This is a genomic window from Nocardiopsis alkaliphila YIM 80379, from assembly GCF_000341005.1.
Lineage (GTDB): Bacteria > Actinomycetota > Actinomycetes > Streptosporangiales > Streptosporangiaceae > Nocardiopsis > Nocardiopsis alkaliphila.
This window is the reverse complement of the sequence record NZ_ANBD01000130.1, coordinates 56,866-73,177: the sequence shown is the minus strand read 5'-3', so window position 1 is coordinate 73,177 and position 16,312 is coordinate 56,866. Positions and strand designations below refer to the sequence as shown.

Here is a 16,312-nt window from a genome sequence, read left to right as displayed (position 1 = left end):
GCCCCCCCCCCCCCGCCAGGGAAGAAACTCAGTACCCCATCGGAGGACCGAGCGGCGTCGGCTTGTTCTCGTAGAAGGCGCGTGTGACGGGCAGGAGCATCAGAACGATCATGCCGATCGCGAAGAGCAGCGGAATGATCGAGACGAACCCACCGGTGACGATGGCCAAGAGCAGGGCCAGGGAGGCCAGTACGTGGAAGACCACGACCGACCACAGAATGGCGACGCTACGGCGGCCCATCAGGGAGGCCAGCAAGATGGACAGCGCCCCGTAGAGGAACGGGATCGCGCCCATGACGCCGAGGAACAGCCCGGCCTCGCCCCCGTTGAGGGGCATTCCGCCCTCTTCCATTCCCGCCAGGAACTCCCGGCTGATCTGGTCGTCGCCGGTGGCCACCACCGCCAGGAGCCAAAAGAGCAGACCGAAGAGCACGCCGATGACGCCCCCGATGAACATCAACACCCGCACGGTGATGGCACTGCCGGGCATCTTCGAGGGCGCCGCCGGCCCCGGCTGGTAGGGAGGCTGTCCTCCGTAGTAGGGATCGTTGGGTTGTTGCGGATACATGGTGAGCCTTCCGTCCGGTATCTGGGGCCTCACCGAAACCTTACAGAGGCGCACCGGTCCGGCGATGAGTCCCCCAGCAGGGAAGATCCCGGTCCTTCGGGGTCATGCCCGAACTCGATGATGTCTCGATCATGAGCGGTGGATTCTCCGTTCCCGGACGGCGAGGAGGGTTCGAGCGGGGTCTTGGGCACGCCGGCACGTGCCGGTGCACCGCACCGATGGATCGCCCGGGCCGTCATCGCCCTCCGAGCCCCGGGGGCTCCTTCGAAGTGCCCTCGTTTCCGTTCAGGGAGCGGCGGGTGGGGGCGTAGTGCCGAAGCAGTTCCGCCTCCTCTTGGCGGACCGCCTCGGCCAGGTCCTCGTTGAGTTCGCGTAGGGCCCCCTTGTACTCGCCGACCCTGTTCTCCATCCGGTCGGCGATCCCGCCGGGGGTCAGGGCCTGGCGGGCCCGGTTGAGGCGGTGGACCACGTATCCACCGATCACCGCGCCCGTGGCCAGGTAGAACAGCCGGCCGATCATCGGTTCTCCTTCCGGCGGCGTCCGCGCATGACGGCCAAGGCCTTGCGACGTCCCAGCACCTGGCGGACGGCGTAGGAGAAGGAGGCGACCTTGACCAAGGGACCGGTGAACACGGAGCGGGTGAGCGCGGTCATCGTGGAGACGTCCTCGGAGGAGGCCTGCACGTTGGCGGTGATCTCCTCCACCCGTTCCAGCGAGGTGTGGGTGCGTTCCACGGTGGAGGCCACGTCATCCAATAGCGGCGGGGTACGTTCACCCAGTTCGGAGACGACCTTGGTGGTCTCGTTGATGAGCTTGATCAGTTTGACGAGCGCCACGCACATGAACGTGGCCAGCACCGCCCAGACCACCGCGGCGACGAGCGCGGCGACCTCTCCTCCGGTCAGCATTGAGGCTCCGTAGGCAGATAGCAGGGTTGCTTCGAGGGTGTGCGGTACGTCCGGGGCGCGGGCCCCGCCGGCGCACGTGGGGGAGGGTACCGGCGACCACGCCGGGGCGGGCTCCTGTTCTTCACAGGACCCCTGGACGAGCCGATTTCGGCCGACCCTATCGTGTTCATCGGCTGACCGAGTGGACACACCACGGTGTGCCTCGAATCGGAAACGGTCGGCGCCCCCTCTCGTACCGGCCGGTGGAGGCCGTGGGGATCGACGAAGTCCCCGCTCACCACCGAGAATCACTACAGAGCAGGATCTTCACTACGATGTCCGGACACCACGCCGCCCGCCTGCCCTCAGAAGCACCGACAGGACACCCATGAGCCCTCGTTCTCCACGTGAGATCTCCGTACTGGTACCACCGGATCTCGCCCCCCTGTATCCGGACGACCCGTCGAGAATCGGCCCCTACCTCGTCCTGGGACGCTTGGGCCAAGGTTCCAGCGGCACCGTCTACGCCGCCGTGGACACCTCCTCTTCCAACGCCGACGACCGCCTGGTCGCCGTGAAGGTGCTCCGCTCCCCCGAACTCGACGTCCCCGACGCCTACCCCGAACTGACCCGACGGCTACGCAACCTGTCGATGGTCGAACCCGAGCGCGTGGTCGTGCCGTTGACCTTCGACGCCGACGCCGAGCCGCCGTGGTTGGCCATGCCCTACCTGGCGGGGGAGCGGCTCTCCCACTACGTCACCAAACGTGGCGGCCTCGGGATCGGCAAACTCATCGCGTTGGCGACCGGGCTGGCCGAAGGACTCTCCGCTCTGCACTCCCGGGGTGTGGCCCACGGTTCGCTGCGCCCCAGTGGGATCCTTCTGGGATCGGACGGACCGCACATCATGGAGTGCGCCATCGCCGCGGACTCCGAAAGACTGCGTGGTTCGGGAGCCACCTGGTTGAGCCCCGAACGCTACCGGGGCGGCGCCGCCACACCGACGGCGGACGTGTTCGCCTGGGGCGCGGTGGTCGCCTTCGCCGGAACCGGACGTCTGCCCTTCGGCCCGGGTGAGCCCGAGGAGATCTCCCAGCGGGTGGCCTCCGGCTCCTTCGAGCTGGACGGGCTCCCCAAGGGCCTACGTCCCGTGGTGAGCCGCGCCTTGGACCCGAACCCGGACCTCAGGCCCAGCCTGCGTGAGGTGATCGGGGCGGTCATCGCGGTCTGGCAGACGGAGAACGCCGAGGACGGCGCCCCTTCACCCGGAGACCGGGAGGAGATCAACCGGATCCTGGAACGCGAGTGGCACGGGGTGGAACCACCGGCCCGCGTACCCGAGGTGATCCGGTTGGAGGGACGCATGTCCAACCGCCGCCCCACCCGCACCCTGTTCATGGTGGGAACGGCGGCGATGGCCACGGTACTGATCGGAGGCGGGATCTGGGGCCTCACCCATCTACTCGGAGGAGGTACCGAGGCCGGTCCGGTCTCCGACGAATCCGAGGAGGAACTCGAGGAACAGGAGAGCGCGAAAGAGGAAGAGGAGGAGCCACTGACCCTGACCGTGCGCTTCGACCCCTCCGAGCAGGAGGAACCCGAGCCCGGAGTCGAGGAACGTTCCTGGATCTACACACCGGTCACCCGTGAGGGCGAGATCCCCCGCAACCAGGGCATCCCCAGCCACGACGCCTGGTCCGAGCAGTGGGAAGAGGACGGCGAACCCGGTGAGGCCATCATCCTTCCCGACGCCGAGGTGCTGTGCGCCAGGTTCTGCGCCGCCCCCGAACACGTCTTCCTGGACGAGGAAGGGCGGGGGACCTGGGAGCTGACCGGCAACGACTTCGTCGACTACCTGTCCTGGGGTCCGGTGATGATCGTGGAGATCACCTTCGCCGAGGAGGCCGAGGGCGACGAACCCCGCGAAGTCGTCCAGGTCACGGAGCTCTTCGCCGACTGAGCCGACCCGACCGAGCCGATCCTTCGGCGGTGGCCGCCTCCGTTCAGCGGTCACCGCCGCGCAGTACCCCCTTGATCCGCTCCAAGACCTCGGTCAGGCGACGTTCGGTGCCGTACGTGGTGGGCCGGTAGTACTCGCGTTCGGTGAGTCCGTCCGGCGCGTGCCGCTGGGGGGCGACCCCGCCGGGGTAGTCGTGTGCGTACCGGTACCCCTTGCCGTGCCCCAGGTCGGCGGCGCCCTTGTAGTGGGCGTCGCGCAGGTGGGTGGGGACCGGCCCCGCCCGACCGGCGCGCACGTCGGCCAGTGCCTCGTCGATGGCGGTGATCACCGCGTTGGACTTGGGGGCGAGACTGATGTGGATGACCGCTTGGGCCAGGTTGATGCGGGCCTCGGGCATACCGATGAACTCGACCGCCTGCGCGGCGGCCACCGCGGTCTGCAACGCGGTGGGATCGGCCATGCCCACGTCCTCGCTGGCGTGCACGATGAGTCGGCGGGCGATGAATCGGGGGTCCTCCCCCGCCTCCACCATGCGGGCCAGGTAGTGCAAGGCGGCGTCGGCGTCCGAGCCGCGCATGCTCTTGATGAACGCGCTGACGACGTCGTAGTGCTGGTCGCCGGAGCGATCGTAACGGACCGCGTGGCGGTCCACGGCGCGCTCCACGTGCTCGGCGGTGATCTTCGCCGGTCGCTTCGAGGGCGGTCCGCAGACCAGTGCGGCGGCCTCCAGGTAGGTCAGGGAACGGCGCCCGTCTCCCCCCGCCAAGCGGATGAGGTGTTCGGCGCCCTCCTCGGTGAGGGTGTAGCGACCGTTCAGTCCCCGCTCATCGGTGAGGGCCCTGTCGACCAGGGCCCGGATGTCGGTGTCCTCCAGGGACTCCAAGGAGAGCAGCAAGGACCGGGACAACAGTGGACTGACCACGGAGAAGAAGGGATTCTCCGTGGTGGCCCCGATGAAGCTGACCCATCGGTTCTCCACGGCGGGCAGCAGGGCGTCCTGCTGGGTCTTGTTGAACCGGTGGACCTCGTCCACGAACAGCAGGGTGCGGGTGCCGCTCATGCCCATGCGACGTTTGGCCTCGTCGACGACGGCGCGTACGTCCTTGACGCCTGCGTTGACCGCGGACAGTTCCACGAACCGTCGTTTGGTCACCCGACTGACCACGGTGGCCAGGGTGGTCTTACCGGTGCCCGGCGGGCCCCATAGGAAGACGGACATCGGAGCGTCGTCCTCGACCAGGCGGCGTAGCGGGCTGCCCTCGCCCAGGAGGTGGCGTTGACCCATGACCTCGTCGAGGGTGCGTGGCCGCATGCGTACGGCCAGCGGTTCCTGCCCCTTGGCCGCCTCGGCCCCGGCATCGTCGAACAATGTTTCGGACACCCGTCCAGGGTAGGCGAGGGCGGAGGCCGTCGGACTCAGTTCGAGGGAACGGACAGGTTCTCTGGGCTCTCGGCCTGCTCCGGCGGGGGCGTGGCCCGCGGGGGCATGCGGCTGATGAGCAGGGCGATGTCGTCGCCCCGGCCCGCGGGCGCCATCTCGGCCAGTACCTGGGCGGCGGTCTCGGGGTCCTCTCCGTGTTCGGCGAGCGCCTCGCCCACCTGGGCCAACCCCTCGTGCATGGGCACCTCCGAACTTTCCACGAGCCCGTCCGAGCACAGCATCAGGGTGGTCCCGGGAGCGAGTACCCGCGTGGTGACGGTGTACTCGGTGTCGGGCATGACGCCCAGCGGCGGTCCGGTCTCGGGTGACCACAACTCGTAGGAGCCCTTGGTGGCGAGCACCGCCGGAGGTTGGCCGGCCCACGCGGCCTGCATGACACCGGTCCCCCGGTCCACCACCAGGTACCCACAGGTGGCGAAGACGATCTCACCGGTCTCGGTGAGCAGGCGGTTGGTCTCCCCCAGAACGACACCGGGATCGGATTGGTTCGTCGCGTAGGCACGAAAGGCCACTCGGATCTGTCCCATGGCGGCGGCCGCCTCCACACCGTGACCCTGCACGTCACCGACCAGGAGCCCCACCTTGTTCGCGGGGAGTTCGATGACGTCGTAGAAGTCACCACAGATCCGCCACTCGGCGCGTGAGGGCAGGTACTTGGTGGCGATGTCCATGTCGGGGAAACTGGCGACCTCGCGGGGCAACATCCGGCGCTGGACCGCGTCGGCCAACTCCAGTTCGGCCTGCTGGGCCTTGATCCGTTGCAGGGCCTGGCCGGCCAGACCGGCGAAGGTGAGCATGAGCGCGCGTTCGTCACGGCTGGCGTGGTGGGGGCGATCCCAGACCATCTGCCACACGCCGAGGGCGATCTTGCTATCTCCGAAGATCGGCACGGTGGCCCATGCCTGCCCTCGGACGGTGCGCATCATCTCCGCGGCGGCCGGGAAGCGGCTGACGATCTCGGCCCGACTCTCGAAGAAGCGAGGCTGGCGGTCCTGGATGACCGCGCCCATCGGGTAGTCGGTGTCGTCGGCACGACGGCCGTCCAGGTGGGAGACGTTGCCTCGTTCCACGGCGCTGGGCGAGGCGCGCAGCACCCCCTCCTCCACGTAGAGGGCGACCGCCGTGAAGCCGCCGAAGATGGGCAGGAACTCCTCACTGAGCAGGTCCATGACGTTGTCCACGGTGGTGGCCGAGACCAGCTTGGAGGACAGTTCGGTGACCAGGCGGCCGTGTTCTGCCTCGGTGCGGCGGCGGTCGGCCAGACGACGCACCAGCTGAACGTGTTCGGTGACGTCGTCGACGATGCCGACGAGACGGTCGGGGTCGCCGGGGACGTATCGGCCACGTACGTGCAGGGAACGCTCATCGCCCAGCCGATCGAAGATCCGAAATCTCTGTTCGTAGTCACGACCGGCGAAGGACGCGGACATGGCGTCACGGACCCGCGCGGTGTCGTCGGGGTGGATGCGCTCGAGGATCTTCTCGATCTCGCAATCGCTCCCGGCGAGGAGGGCACCCAGCGGAGTGGGGCCGAACAGTTCGTGGATGCGGCCGTTGCCCAGGTCCAGGCTCCACAGCACGGAGTCGGAGTTATCGGTGCGCAGGTCACCCACGACCCGCAGGTCGGCTTCCTCGGTGGAGAGCGTGTGGACCAGGACCACCACGGTGTCGGGCTCGGCCTCGGTGATCCGGGCCCGCACCTGGACCTCGGCCATCCGGGAGGACTTGTCGGGAAGGGCCAGACGCAGTCGGACACGGCGAGGCTCACCCGCCAAGGCGTTCCTGTGCAGGTCCGCGCCTCGAACGGCCTCCTCACCTTGGAGGAGGTCGAACCAGGCCGTCCCGTTGAGTGCGGTGGCGGAACGACCGAACAGTTCGGTGAACGCATGGTTGGCGTGCCTGATCACACCGTCTGCGGCGGTGAGGGCCATGGGCTCGGGCGCATGGCGGAACGCCCCCGCCAGAGCGGCCTCGGAGCCATCGCCTGAAGCACGTTTTCCGTTCACGTATGACTCATCCTCATGTCGTCTCGGACGTCACATCCGCGCTCAGGCGCGGTCACCCCTGGAACGATCCGATTCGGCTCATTGTAGTGTCCGAAAGCGGTTCCGACCCGGGCAAGGGTCGGTACGGGCACGGCGATGCCCTCCACCCTCGCTCTTGTCACCTCGGCGAACACGGCGGTCGGCCCACCCTGACAACGTCGGTGGATTCACGACCGGTCCCACACCCGGGCCCCTCCCAAAGAACCCCGAGGCAAGAATCGTTACGCTCGCGTGACTCGGTAGCGCACGAATGCACTCCATTCCCACCTCGCCCGAATGGGGCGGCCCCGTCGATGCATCGTCTTCTCCGCAGGACGCATGCGATTCGCGGTGTGGAAAGGTGATTCGCCCTCAACGGTAGGGGATGACGGGCCCGGCCGCATCCGAACACGACCCACCATGCCATTACGGACGAGTTCTTTGGCCGGTTAATCCTCGCTTTCGTCTCGGTGACCGAATGTGGCAAGTTCGAAAGAGGGTTTTTACGGGCACCGAACCCACAGCAGAGAACTCGCCCCGCTCCCTCCGAGGACACTCATGCACCCTGTCACCGGTCGCCGTTCCCCTGGCCCACCCCTGAACGAAACCCCCCTGAACTGGACTTGTCGGCTCTGTAGCCACAGCAACCCCGACGACGAGGACATCTGCTGCCAACAGTGCGGCGGGATCAAACGTTGAACCTCTCGCCTGGTCCCCGAGCGTGAACAGGGGCGGCACGCGGGTGCATCCCGTGCGCCGCCCCTGCCATGTGGGCTCCTACTCGGCCTTGGCCGCCTTCTCGGCTTCCGGGTCCACGTCCACCCCGGCCTCGACCCGCTGGTCTTCGGCGATCGGCGTGGGGGCCCCGGTCAGGGGGTCACCGCCCGAGGCCGTCTTCGGGAAGGCGATGACCTCACGAATGGTCGCCTGACCGGCCAGCAGCATGATGATCCGGTCCCACCCCACGGCCAGACCACCGTGCGGAGGCGGGCCGAACTTGAACGCCTCCAGTAGGAAGCCGAACTTGGACTCGGCCTCCTCCTTGCTCAGGCCGATCGTGTCGAAGATGCGCTGCTGCATCTCCGCACGGTGGATACGGATGGAGCCCGACACCAACTCGTAGCCGTTGAGCACCAGGTCGAAGGCGCGCGAGTTCGTGGCGCCCGGGTTCTCTTGAAAGTCGTCCTGGTCCTCGACGGCCGGTGCCGTGAAGGGGTGGTGCACCGGCTTCCAGGTACCTTCCTCGTCCCCTTCCTCGAACAGCGGCATGTCCGTGATCCACAAGATCTTCCACAGCGAGGTGTCGATCAGTTCGCAACGTCGACCGATCTCCAGGCGGGCGGCACCGAGCAGTTCCTGGCTCTCGGAACGCTTGCCCGCAGCGAAGAAGATCGCGTCTCCGGCCTTCGCACCGACCTTGGCGACCAGCCCTTCACGTTCGGCCTCGGACAGGTTCTTGGCGACCGGACCACCCAGGGTCCCGTCCCCTTGGACGAGCACGTAGGCCAGACCCTTGGCACCGCGCGAACGTGCCCAATCCTGCCACTCGTCCAGTTCCTTGCGCGTCTGCTCGGCCCCGCCCGGCATGACCACGGCACCCACGTAGGGAGCCTTGAAGACCCGGAAGGGGGTGTCGACGAAGTAGTCGGTCATCTCGACCAATTCGTTACCGAAGCGCAGGTCGGGCTTGTCCGAACCGAAGCGGTCCATTGCTTCGGCGTACCGCATTCGCGGGAAGTGGGTGGGCAGTTCGACGTCGCGTACCTCGCGCAGCAGGCGGGTGAAGAGCTTCTCCCCGACTGCGAAGAGGTCCTCCTCGTCGACGAAGCTCATCTCCAGGTCGATCTGGGTGAACTCCGGCTGTCGGTCGGCTCGCAGGTCCTCGTCACGGAAACAACGGGTGAGCTGGTAGTAGCGCTCCATGCCGGCGACCATGAGCAGCTGCTTGAACAGCTGTGGGGACTGGGGCAGCGCGTACCAGTGACCGGGCTGGAGACGGACGGGGACCAGGAAGTCACGGGCGCCCTCGGGGGTGGACCGGGTCAGATAGGGGGTCTCCACGTAGGTGAAGCCTAGGTCGCGCATGGTCTCGTGCGCGATGTAGGTCGCCTTGGAACGCACCCGCAGGTTCTCGGCCATCTCATCGCGGCGGATGTCCAGATAGCGGTAGCGCAGCCGGGTCTCCTCGGCCACCTCGGCGGCGTTGTCCAGCTGGAACGGCAGCGGCGCCGCCTCGCTGAGCACCTCGATCTCGTCGGCGACGACCTCGATCGCACCGGTGGGGATCTCGGGGTTCTCGTTGCCCTCGGGGCGGACCCGAACCGAACCGGTGACCTTGATGCAGTACTCAGCGCGGAGGTCGTGGGCGAGGTCGTCCTCACGGACGACGACCTGGACCACCCCGGAGGCTTCGCGCAGGTCGAGGAAGACCACGCCGCCATGGTCGCGGCGGCGAGCCACCCAGCCGGCCAGGACGACGGTCGCACCGGTGTTCTCGGCGCGCAGCGCACCTGCCTCATGCGTGCGGATCAACGAACTTCTCCTTCAGCGTCTTCGTTCATGTCAAGTGTGCCCGACCTGCGCATGGGTCCGGGCCAATCCTGTGCACACCATCGCCGTCACCCGCCCTGGCGGGGCGGGTAGGGCGGGTGTGGAGAGCACCGGCCCCGCCTCAGACGGGGCCGGTGCGGGTATCTCGTCCGTTGTACGGGCCGGGGCCCATACCGCGGCGGTCAACGCTGCGGCACTGCTCGATGCTCATGTTCGTTCCCGCGAAGTGGCCGGTGGGACTCAAGGTCGACCGGCGATATCGCGCAGGTAGGGGTTGGTGGCGCGCTCGCGCTCCACGGTGGTGCCGGGGCCGTGTCCGGGCAGGATCCGGGTGACGTCGGGGCGGTCCAGGACCGCGCTCCTCAGACTTCGGTCCATCGCTTCGGTATCGCCGCCGGGGAAGTCCGTGCGGCCGATGGAACCGGCGAAGACCAGGTCCCCGGCGAACATCACCGGGACGCCGTCTTCGGCCGTGACCGTGTACACCACCGAACCCGGCGTATGCCCCGGGGTGTGCTCGACGACGAATTCCACACCGGCCAGGGACAGGGTGTCTCCATCGGCGACCTCACGCAGGTCGGCGGGGACCGGGTAGGGACCGGGCCCCAGCAGCATCTGGAGTTGGGTGGCGAAGCCCGCGTCGACGCCGGCGGCGGGTTCGGTGAGCAGCCCATGGTCGTCCGAGTGCAGGTACACCGGCACCTGGTGGGTCTCTCCGAGTTCGGCGGCGGACCACACGTGATCGAAGTGCCCGTGCGTGAGCAGGATCGCGGCCGGGGTCAGGTCGTGTTCGGCCAGGACCTTGGCCACCTGCGTGGCGGCGCCCTGTCCCGAATCGACGATGACGCAATCGCCGCCCGGGGCCGGTGCGAGCACGTAGCAGTTCGCGGCGAGGGGCCCGGTGGGCAGTGCGGCGATGAGCACGGCGGTGGTCGTCCTGTCCTGGGTCGTTGTCGTCCGAAGGGGAGCGGTCCGGGCATGGGGCACACGAACCTCTCGGATGCAGAGCCTACCGAGAGGTCGCGGGGGCGGCGAACCGAAAAGCACATGGGGGAACGCTTTTGATCACCATTCGATCACCGCGCGCGTCCGAGCTCTTTGCCAAACCGCGTGGTAATGCCATATTGGTCACCGTCGCCGTGTACGTCGATGCCCGCGACCTGCGCCTCTTTTCGGGGTATCCGGGCCGGGCCGACGGCACGAGGACGAAAAGCAGACCCGAAGATCTGCGCAGATGTTGAACACGGCGCGTCGTTGTCCGCCGGAACGTGGGGATATCGTGCTGAGCACGGTGGTTTCCCTCACGAACGAAGTCGGATGCCGCCGCGACGACCCGAACCCGACCCTCTCGTGGCCGGGTTCACGACACCAGGAGGACACGGTGACCACGGACCCTTGGGGCCGCGTAGACGACGACGGCACGGTCTATGTGCGCACAAGTGATGGCGAGCGGGTCGTCGGATCGTGGCAGGCGGGCGCCCCGGAGGAGGCCTTGGCCTTCTACCGGAACAAGTACGACGCGCTCGTGACCCAGGTGGAGTTGCTGGAGAAGCGGTTGCGCAGCACCGACCTGTCCGCCTCCGCCGCGATGAGCAGCATCGACAAGCTACGGGGATCGGTCACCGGCGCCAACGCGGTCGGTGACCTGGACTCGCTGATGAAGCGTCTGGACGATCTGGCCGGCCGCGCCGAGGAGCGCAAGGTCGAGCAGAAGCAGGCCCAAGAGCAGGCTCGCGGCCAGGCCCGCGAAATCAAGGAGCGAATCGTCGCCGAGGCCGAGCGCGTCGCGGTCGAGACCACGCACTGGAAGTCCGGTGGCGAACGGATGCTCCAGCTGATCGAGGAGTGGAAGAAGGCACCGCGGGCCGACCGCCCCACCGAGCAGGCCCTGTGGAAGCGCATGTCCACGGCCCGCAACTCCTTCTCCAAACGGCGCAAGGCCTACTTCGCCAACCTGGACCAGCAGCGAGAGGGCGTGCGTGCCGAGAAAGAACGCATCGTCGCCGAGGCCGAGGCCCTGTCGAACTCCACTGAGTGGGGTCCCACCGCCCGCGCCTACCGCGACCTCATGCAGCGTTGGAAGGCCGGCGGACGCGCCGACCGGGCCAGTGAGGACAAGCTGTGGGCACGCTTCAAGGCCGCTCAGGACACCTTCTTCGACGCGCGCAACGCGGTCTTCGCCGAGCGGGACGCCGAGCTTCGGGTCAATGCCGAGGCCAAGGAGAAGATCCTGGCCGAGGCCAAGGCGGAGATCCCGACCATCTCGGACCCGCGCCGGGCCCGTGCTCGTCTGCGCGACTTCCAGAATGCTTGGGAGGAGGCCGGCGAGCTGCCGCGTGACGTCCGTGACCAATTGGAGGGCGCCTTCCGAAAGATCGAGGACGGAGTCCGTCGGGCCGAGGACGCCGAGTGGGAGCGCACCAACCCCGAGGCACGTGCCCGAGCCAAGGACACCGTCGACCAACTGTCGGCGGCCATCCAGAGCCTGGAGACCAAGCTGGAGAAGGCCCGCGCCGCGGGTGAGACCCGGCGGGTCCAGGAGCACGAGGCCGCTCTGGAGGCGCGCCGCTCCTGGCTGACCGAGGCGGAGAAGGCCCTCAACGAGATGAGCTGAGCCACCGCCTCCAGCGCTGTGACAAGAATCGGGCCGTACCCCGTTCGTGGGGTACGGCCCGTTCGTGTTCATCGCACCATGTGCGGACGGCCTAGTCGCGCTCTTCTTCGAAGCGGCGACGACGACCCAGGATCATGGCACCGATACCGGCCAGAGAGGCCAGCACACCACTCACCGCCGGCACCGCCAGGGACGCACCGGTCTGCGCGAGGACCGGCCCTTCGGGCTGGGGCGCAGGCACGGGCTGGGGTTCAGGCTGGGGCTGAGGCTTGGGCTGAGGCTTGGGCTTTTCCGGCTTCTCGGGCTTTTCCGGCTTCTCCGGCTTCTCCGGCTTGTCATAGCCCGGCTTGCACGGCTTGTGGGGCTTGTCGTGACCCGGCTTGTCCTTGCACGGCTTGTCCTTGCCGTGCTTACCCTTACCGTCCTTGCCGTCCTTGTCCTTGCCGTGCTTACCCTTACCGTCCTTGCCGTCCTTGTCCTTGCCGTGCTTACCCTTACCGTCCTTGCCGTCCTTGTCCTTGCCGTGCTTACCCTTACCGTGCTTGTCGTCCTCGTCGTGTTCCTTGTCCTTGCACGGCTTGTCGTAGCCCGAGTCGTCGTGGTGGTGACCTGCGGTCCGGTCCTTGCAAGGCTTGTGCGGCTTGTGGTATCCGTCGTGGCCGCCCTTCGACCTCTCCTCCTGGTCGCCCCGGGCCTCGGTGTCCTGCGTCGACCGCTCCTCCACGGACTCCTCGGACTCCGTGGCGGCCAAGCCCCGTTCCGAGAACGTGTCATCGACCACGGAGGGGAGTTCGACTCGCACCCGGTCCAAGGCGTCCGTCTCCACGGACTCCCTCAACTGGGTGTTCGACTGTTCGACACGCTCGGCGTCCTCGGCGACCGCCGGCGTCATGCCCCACAGGAAGGGGGCGACGATCACGGCACCGGCGGAGACCGCCGCCATCCGAATCAAACTACGAGCACTGACTTTGGTCTTGAACGCTTCAGGAGCGTACTTGGAGCAATAGTTCATATAAGGATTGTGTGAGTTTGACTACTCAGAGTCACACACATTCGACTGAGAGCCACGGAAAACCCGGGTAAATCCGTGGAATGGAACCGACTCGTCCGGCTTCACCCGCCCAGCGATGGGCATCCAGCCCGTGGACGGGCGCTCTCTACTGGAGTTCGGGAGGGTCGACTCCCGAATCCGGAGCGTCACCACTCAAAGGTTCCCCTCTGGAGCGGGCCCGAGATCACCTCGGCTACGACGGCCCTGCCGGTCTCGACCTCACCCGGGGCCCGGAAAGACGGCACATCGCACTCGGCGGGACCGGCACGATCCGGGTCTTGGGCACGACCCCATGACCCGCGTCGCACACCTTGAGGACGTGCTCGGCCTGGCCACCACCGGTAGTCGCCACGCGGAGGACGCCCCGAACGCCAAGGGGGTGGGTGAGCCGACATGGCTCACCCACCCCCTTGGTGGTCGTCCCAGGTCAGACGCCCACGAAGGACCGCAGCGCTTCGGCGCGGTCGGTACGCTCCCAGGTGAATTCCTCCAGCTCACGCCCGAAGTGACCGTAGGCGGCGGTCTTGGAGTAGATCGGACGGAGCAGGTCCAGGTCACGCACGATGGCGGCCGGACGTAGATCGAAGACCTCCTTCACGGCTTTTTCGATCAGCTCCGGAGCGACCCGCTCGGTGCCGAAGGTCTCGATGAACACGCCGACCGGATGCGCCTTGCCGATCGCGTAGGCCACCTGGACCTCGGCACGCTCGGCCAATTCGGCGGCGACGATGTTCTTGGCGACCCAGCGGGTGGCGTAGGCGGCCGAACGGTCCACCTTCGACGGGTCCTTGCCCGAGAAGGCACCTCCGCCATGGCGAGCGTAACCACCGTAGGTGTCCACGATGATCTTGCGTCCGGTCAGGCCGGCGTCGCCCATGGGGCCGCCGATCTCGAAACGACCGGTCGGGTTGACCAGGAGGCGGTAGGCGTCGGACTCCAGACCGTAGGCGGCCACGACCGGCTCGATCACGTGCTCACGAAGGTCCGGAGCCAACATCTCGTCGAGGTTGATGTCGGCGGAGTGCTGGCTGGAGACCACCACGGTGTCCAGGCGAACCGGGGTCTGACCCTCGTATTCGATGGTGACCTGGGTCTTGCCGTCGGGACGCAGGTAGGGCACCGTACCGTCGCGACGGACCTGGGCCAGCCGCTCCGAGAGCGCGTGGGCCAGCTTGATCGGCAACGGCATGAGCTCGGGGGTCTCACGGTTGGCGTAGCCGAACATCAGGCCCTGGTCGCCCGCACCCTGACGGTCGAGGGCGTCGTCCTCGTTCTCGACACGGGCCTCGTAGGCGGTGTCGACGCCCTGGGCGATGTCGGGGGACTGCGCGTCGATGGAGACGTTGACCCCACAGGAGTCACCATCGAACCCCTTGGCGGAGGAGTCGTATCCGATCTCGAGGATCTTCTCTCTCACGATGGCGGGGATGTCGACGTAGGTCTGGGTGGTGACCTCACCCGCGATGTGGACCTGACCGGTGGTGATCAGCGTCTCGACCGCGACCCGGCTGCGGGGGTCGGTGGCGAGCATCGCGTCGAGGATCGCGTCACTGATCTGGTCGGCCATCTTGTCGGGATGACCTTCGGTGACCGACTCGGAGGTGAAAAGGCGGCGGGACACGTTGCGTGACTCCTTGCAGCGGCTGCTGGCTGACATGGGACGGGGCGGATCCGGCCTTCCCGGTTTCCCACCGGGGAGACCAATACCGACCGGCGTGGTTGGTTATCGGTCCACTGTAACCGGACTGGTGGGGCGGGTCTCACATCGGCCGTTCAGGACGGCCGCACGGAAGTACCCGTTCGCAGTGTTTCGTACTCAGCGGTAGGAATCCAGCGTGACGACAGGGGTATTTCATCGTGATGGCCTCGAAGTGAGATGGCGACTCACCGAAGACGGTGGGTGAGCGCCCCTGAGGCCCTTCTATGGCAGGCGTTCGACCACCAGGTCCCAGACCCGATCGGCCAGATCCTCCTTCGGTCCTGTGGGAATGTCCACGACCGCACCATCCGCGGCCAGGACCGTGGCCTGGTTGTCGTCGGTCCCGAAGGCACGTCCGCCACCGACCTGGTTGACCACGAGGAGGTCGCATCCCTTGCGTGCGAGTTTGGCCCGGCCGTTGGCGAGCACGTCGTCGGTCTCGGCGGCGAAACCCACGATGGTCTGCGCCATCCCCTGCTCGGAGCGGCTCCTCACCAGGCCGGCGAGGATGTCCGGATTCTCCGCCAGTTCGATGGGGGCCGGGGCGTCACCGGACTTCTTGATCTTGGACACGACGCTGGTGGCCGGGCGGAAGTCGGCGACGGCGGCACTCATCACCACCGCGTCGGCGCCGACGCGCTCGACCGTCATGGCCTCGGACAATTCCAGGGCGGAGGAGACCCGGACCAGGCGCACGCCCGCGGGGTCCGGCAGGGAGACGTTGGCCGCCACGAGGGTGACGTCGGCGCCGCGGGCGGCGGCGGTGCGGGCCAGCGCGTATCCCTGACGTCCCGAGGAGTGGTTGCCGAGGAACCGAACGGGGTCGATGGCCTCGCGGGTGCCGCCGGCGGAGACGACGACACGTCGGCCGACCAGGTCCGGTTCGGTGACGCCTCGGCGCAGGGCCAGTCGGGCGGCCTCGAACAGTTCCGAGGGCTCGGGGAGTCGGCCGCGGCCGGTGTCGACGCCGGTCAGTCGGCCCACGGCCGGGTCCAAGACGATGGCACCGCGCGAACGCAACGTGGCCACGTTGGCCTGGGTGGCGGGGTGCTCCCACATCTCGGTGTGCATCGCCGGGGCGAACACGACCGGACAGCGTGCGGTGAGCAGGGTGTTGGTCAACAGGTCGTCGGCGATCCCGGCTGCGGCCTTGGCCATGAGGTCGGCGGTGGCCGGGGCGACGAACACCAGATCCGCGGACTGGCCGATACGCACGTGCGGAACCTCGTGGACGGTCTCCCACACACCGGTCTCGACGGGTTGTCCGGACAGGGCCGCCCAGGTGGGTTCGCCGACGAAACGCAAGGCCGCTTCGGTCGGGACGACCCGGACGTGGTGGCCGGACTCGGTCAGTCGGCGCAGCAGCTCGCAGACCTTGTAGGCGGCGATGCCTCCGCCGACGCCGAGGACCACCTGGGGAACGGTTCGTGTGTCACTCACACCAGTGTTCTACCAGTCCGCGCCCGCCGCACCTCCCGGGTGGGGGTGCGCCGGGCGCGGGCGGTCGTCCTCGCCAC

At 67.7% G+C, this 16,312-nt stretch carries 12 protein-coding genes; 2 read left to right on the top strand and 10 right to left on the bottom strand.

Annotation, left to right across the window (positions count from 1 at the left end):
• Positions 1–28 precede the first annotated feature (28 nt).
• From D472_RS0118675 to D472_RS0118665, 3 genes are all read right to left on the bottom strand, one after another.
• On the bottom strand, positions 29–568 hold the full coding sequence (locus D472_RS0118675) for a hypothetical protein (RefSeq protein WP_017605991.1): 540 nt from the start codon (positions 566–568) through the stop codon (positions 29–31).
• 235 nt (positions 569–803) lie between these two features.
• Entirely contained in the window at positions 804–1,088 is a 285-nt protein-coding gene (locus D472_RS0118670) for a hypothetical protein (protein WP_017605990.1), read from the bottom strand.
• Positions 1,085–1,477 carry a DUF948 domain-containing protein gene (locus tag D472_RS0118665; protein WP_017605989.1) on the bottom strand — a complete coding sequence of 131 codons (393 nt, stop codon included), beginning with the start codon at positions 1,475–1,477 and terminating at the stop codon, positions 1,085–1,087. The genes D472_RS0118670 and D472_RS0118665 overlap by 4 nt, the downstream gene beginning before the upstream one ends.
• 367 nt (positions 1,478–1,844) lie before the next feature.
• Here D472_RS0118665 and D472_RS0118660 point away from each other — a divergent pair, with 367 nt between their 5' ends.
• Positions 1,845–3,416, top strand: coding sequence for a serine/threonine-protein kinase (locus tag D472_RS0118660; RefSeq protein WP_017605988.1), 1,572 nt, complete (start codon positions 1,845–1,847; stop codon positions 3,414–3,416).
• A gap of 43 nt (positions 3,417–3,459) precedes the next feature.
• Here the strand turns inward: D472_RS0118660 and D472_RS0118655 are convergent, their stop codons facing one another.
• The 4 genes from D472_RS0118655 to D472_RS0118640 all read right to left on the bottom strand — a co-directional run bounded on the left by D472_RS0118655 (position 3,460) and on the right by D472_RS0118640 (position 10,355).
• Entirely contained in the window at positions 3,460–4,797 is a 1,338-nt protein-coding gene (locus D472_RS0118655) for a replication-associated recombination protein A (protein WP_026117849.1), read from the bottom strand.
• 35 nt (positions 4,798–4,832) lie between these two features.
• The gene (locus tag D472_RS0118650; protein WP_017605986.1) at positions 4,833–6,863 is read right to left on the bottom strand and encodes a SpoIIE family protein phosphatase; all 2,031 of its coding nucleotides are present in this window, start codon (positions 6,861–6,863) and stop codon (positions 4,833–4,835) included.
• A 795-nt stretch (positions 6,864–7,658) separates the two neighbouring features.
• A complete protein-coding gene (aspS, locus tag D472_RS0118645) occupies positions 7,659–9,413 on the bottom strand; it encodes an aspartate--tRNA ligase (protein WP_017605985.1) in 1,755 nt (584 codons plus the stop codon).
• 258 nt (positions 9,414–9,671) lie between these two features.
• Positions 9,672–10,355 (bottom strand): MBL fold metallo-hydrolase, encoded by a 684-nt coding sequence (locus tag D472_RS0118640; protein WP_017605984.1) that lies wholly within the window; start codon positions 10,353–10,355, stop codon positions 9,672–9,674.
• Positions 10,356–10,812: 457 nt separating this feature from the next.
• Here D472_RS0118640 and D472_RS0118635 point away from each other — a divergent pair, with 457 nt between their 5' ends.
• A complete protein-coding gene (locus D472_RS0118635; RefSeq protein WP_026117848.1) occupies positions 10,813–12,045 on the top strand; it encodes a DUF349 domain-containing protein in 1,233 nt (410 codons plus the stop codon).
• 91 nt (positions 12,046–12,136) lie between these two features.
• Here D472_RS0118635 and D472_RS0118630 read toward each other — a convergent pair whose 3' ends face one another.
• The 3 genes from D472_RS0118630 to coaBC form a co-directional block, all read right to left on the bottom strand.
• Positions 12,137–13,057, bottom strand: coding sequence for a hypothetical protein (locus D472_RS0118630; RefSeq protein WP_152448006.1), 921 nt, complete (start codon positions 13,055–13,057; stop codon positions 12,137–12,139).
• A 466-nt stretch (positions 13,058–13,523) separates the two neighbouring features.
• The gene (gene metK / locus D472_RS0118625) at positions 13,524–14,717 is read right to left on the bottom strand and encodes a methionine adenosyltransferase (protein ID WP_017605982.1); all 1,194 of its coding nucleotides are present in this window, start codon (positions 14,715–14,717) and stop codon (positions 13,524–13,526) included.
• A 300-nt stretch (positions 14,718–15,017) separates the two neighbouring features.
• On the bottom strand, positions 15,018–16,208 hold the full coding sequence (gene coaBC / locus D472_RS0118620; RefSeq protein ID WP_026117846.1) for a bifunctional phosphopantothenoylcysteine decarboxylase/phosphopantothenate--cysteine ligase CoaBC: 1,191 nt from the start codon (positions 16,206–16,208) through the stop codon (positions 15,018–15,020).
• Between the last annotated feature and the right edge of the window lie 104 nt (positions 16,209–16,312).

Bases quoted from the DNA above. Each gene is read 5' to 3' on its own strand.
- D472_RS0118660 (WP_017605988.1), top strand. From the start codon at position 1,845: ATGAGCCCTCGTTCTCCACGTGAGATCTCCGTACTGGTACCACCGGAT.
- D472_RS0118630 (WP_152448006.1), bottom strand. From the start codon at position 13,057: ATGAACTATTGCTCCAAGTACGCTCCTGAAGCGTTCAAGACCAAAGTC.
- D472_RS0118675 (WP_017605991.1), bottom strand. From the start codon at position 568: ATGTATCCGCAACAACCCAACGATCCCTACTACGGAGGACAGCCTCCC.
- D472_RS0118665 (WP_017605989.1), bottom strand. From the start codon at position 1,477: ATGCTGACCGGAGGAGAGGTCGCCGCGCTCGTCGCCGCGGTGGTCTGG.
- D472_RS0118670 (WP_017605990.1), bottom strand. From the start codon at position 1,088: ATGATCGGCCGGCTGTTCTACCTGGCCACGGGCGCGGTGATCGGTGGA.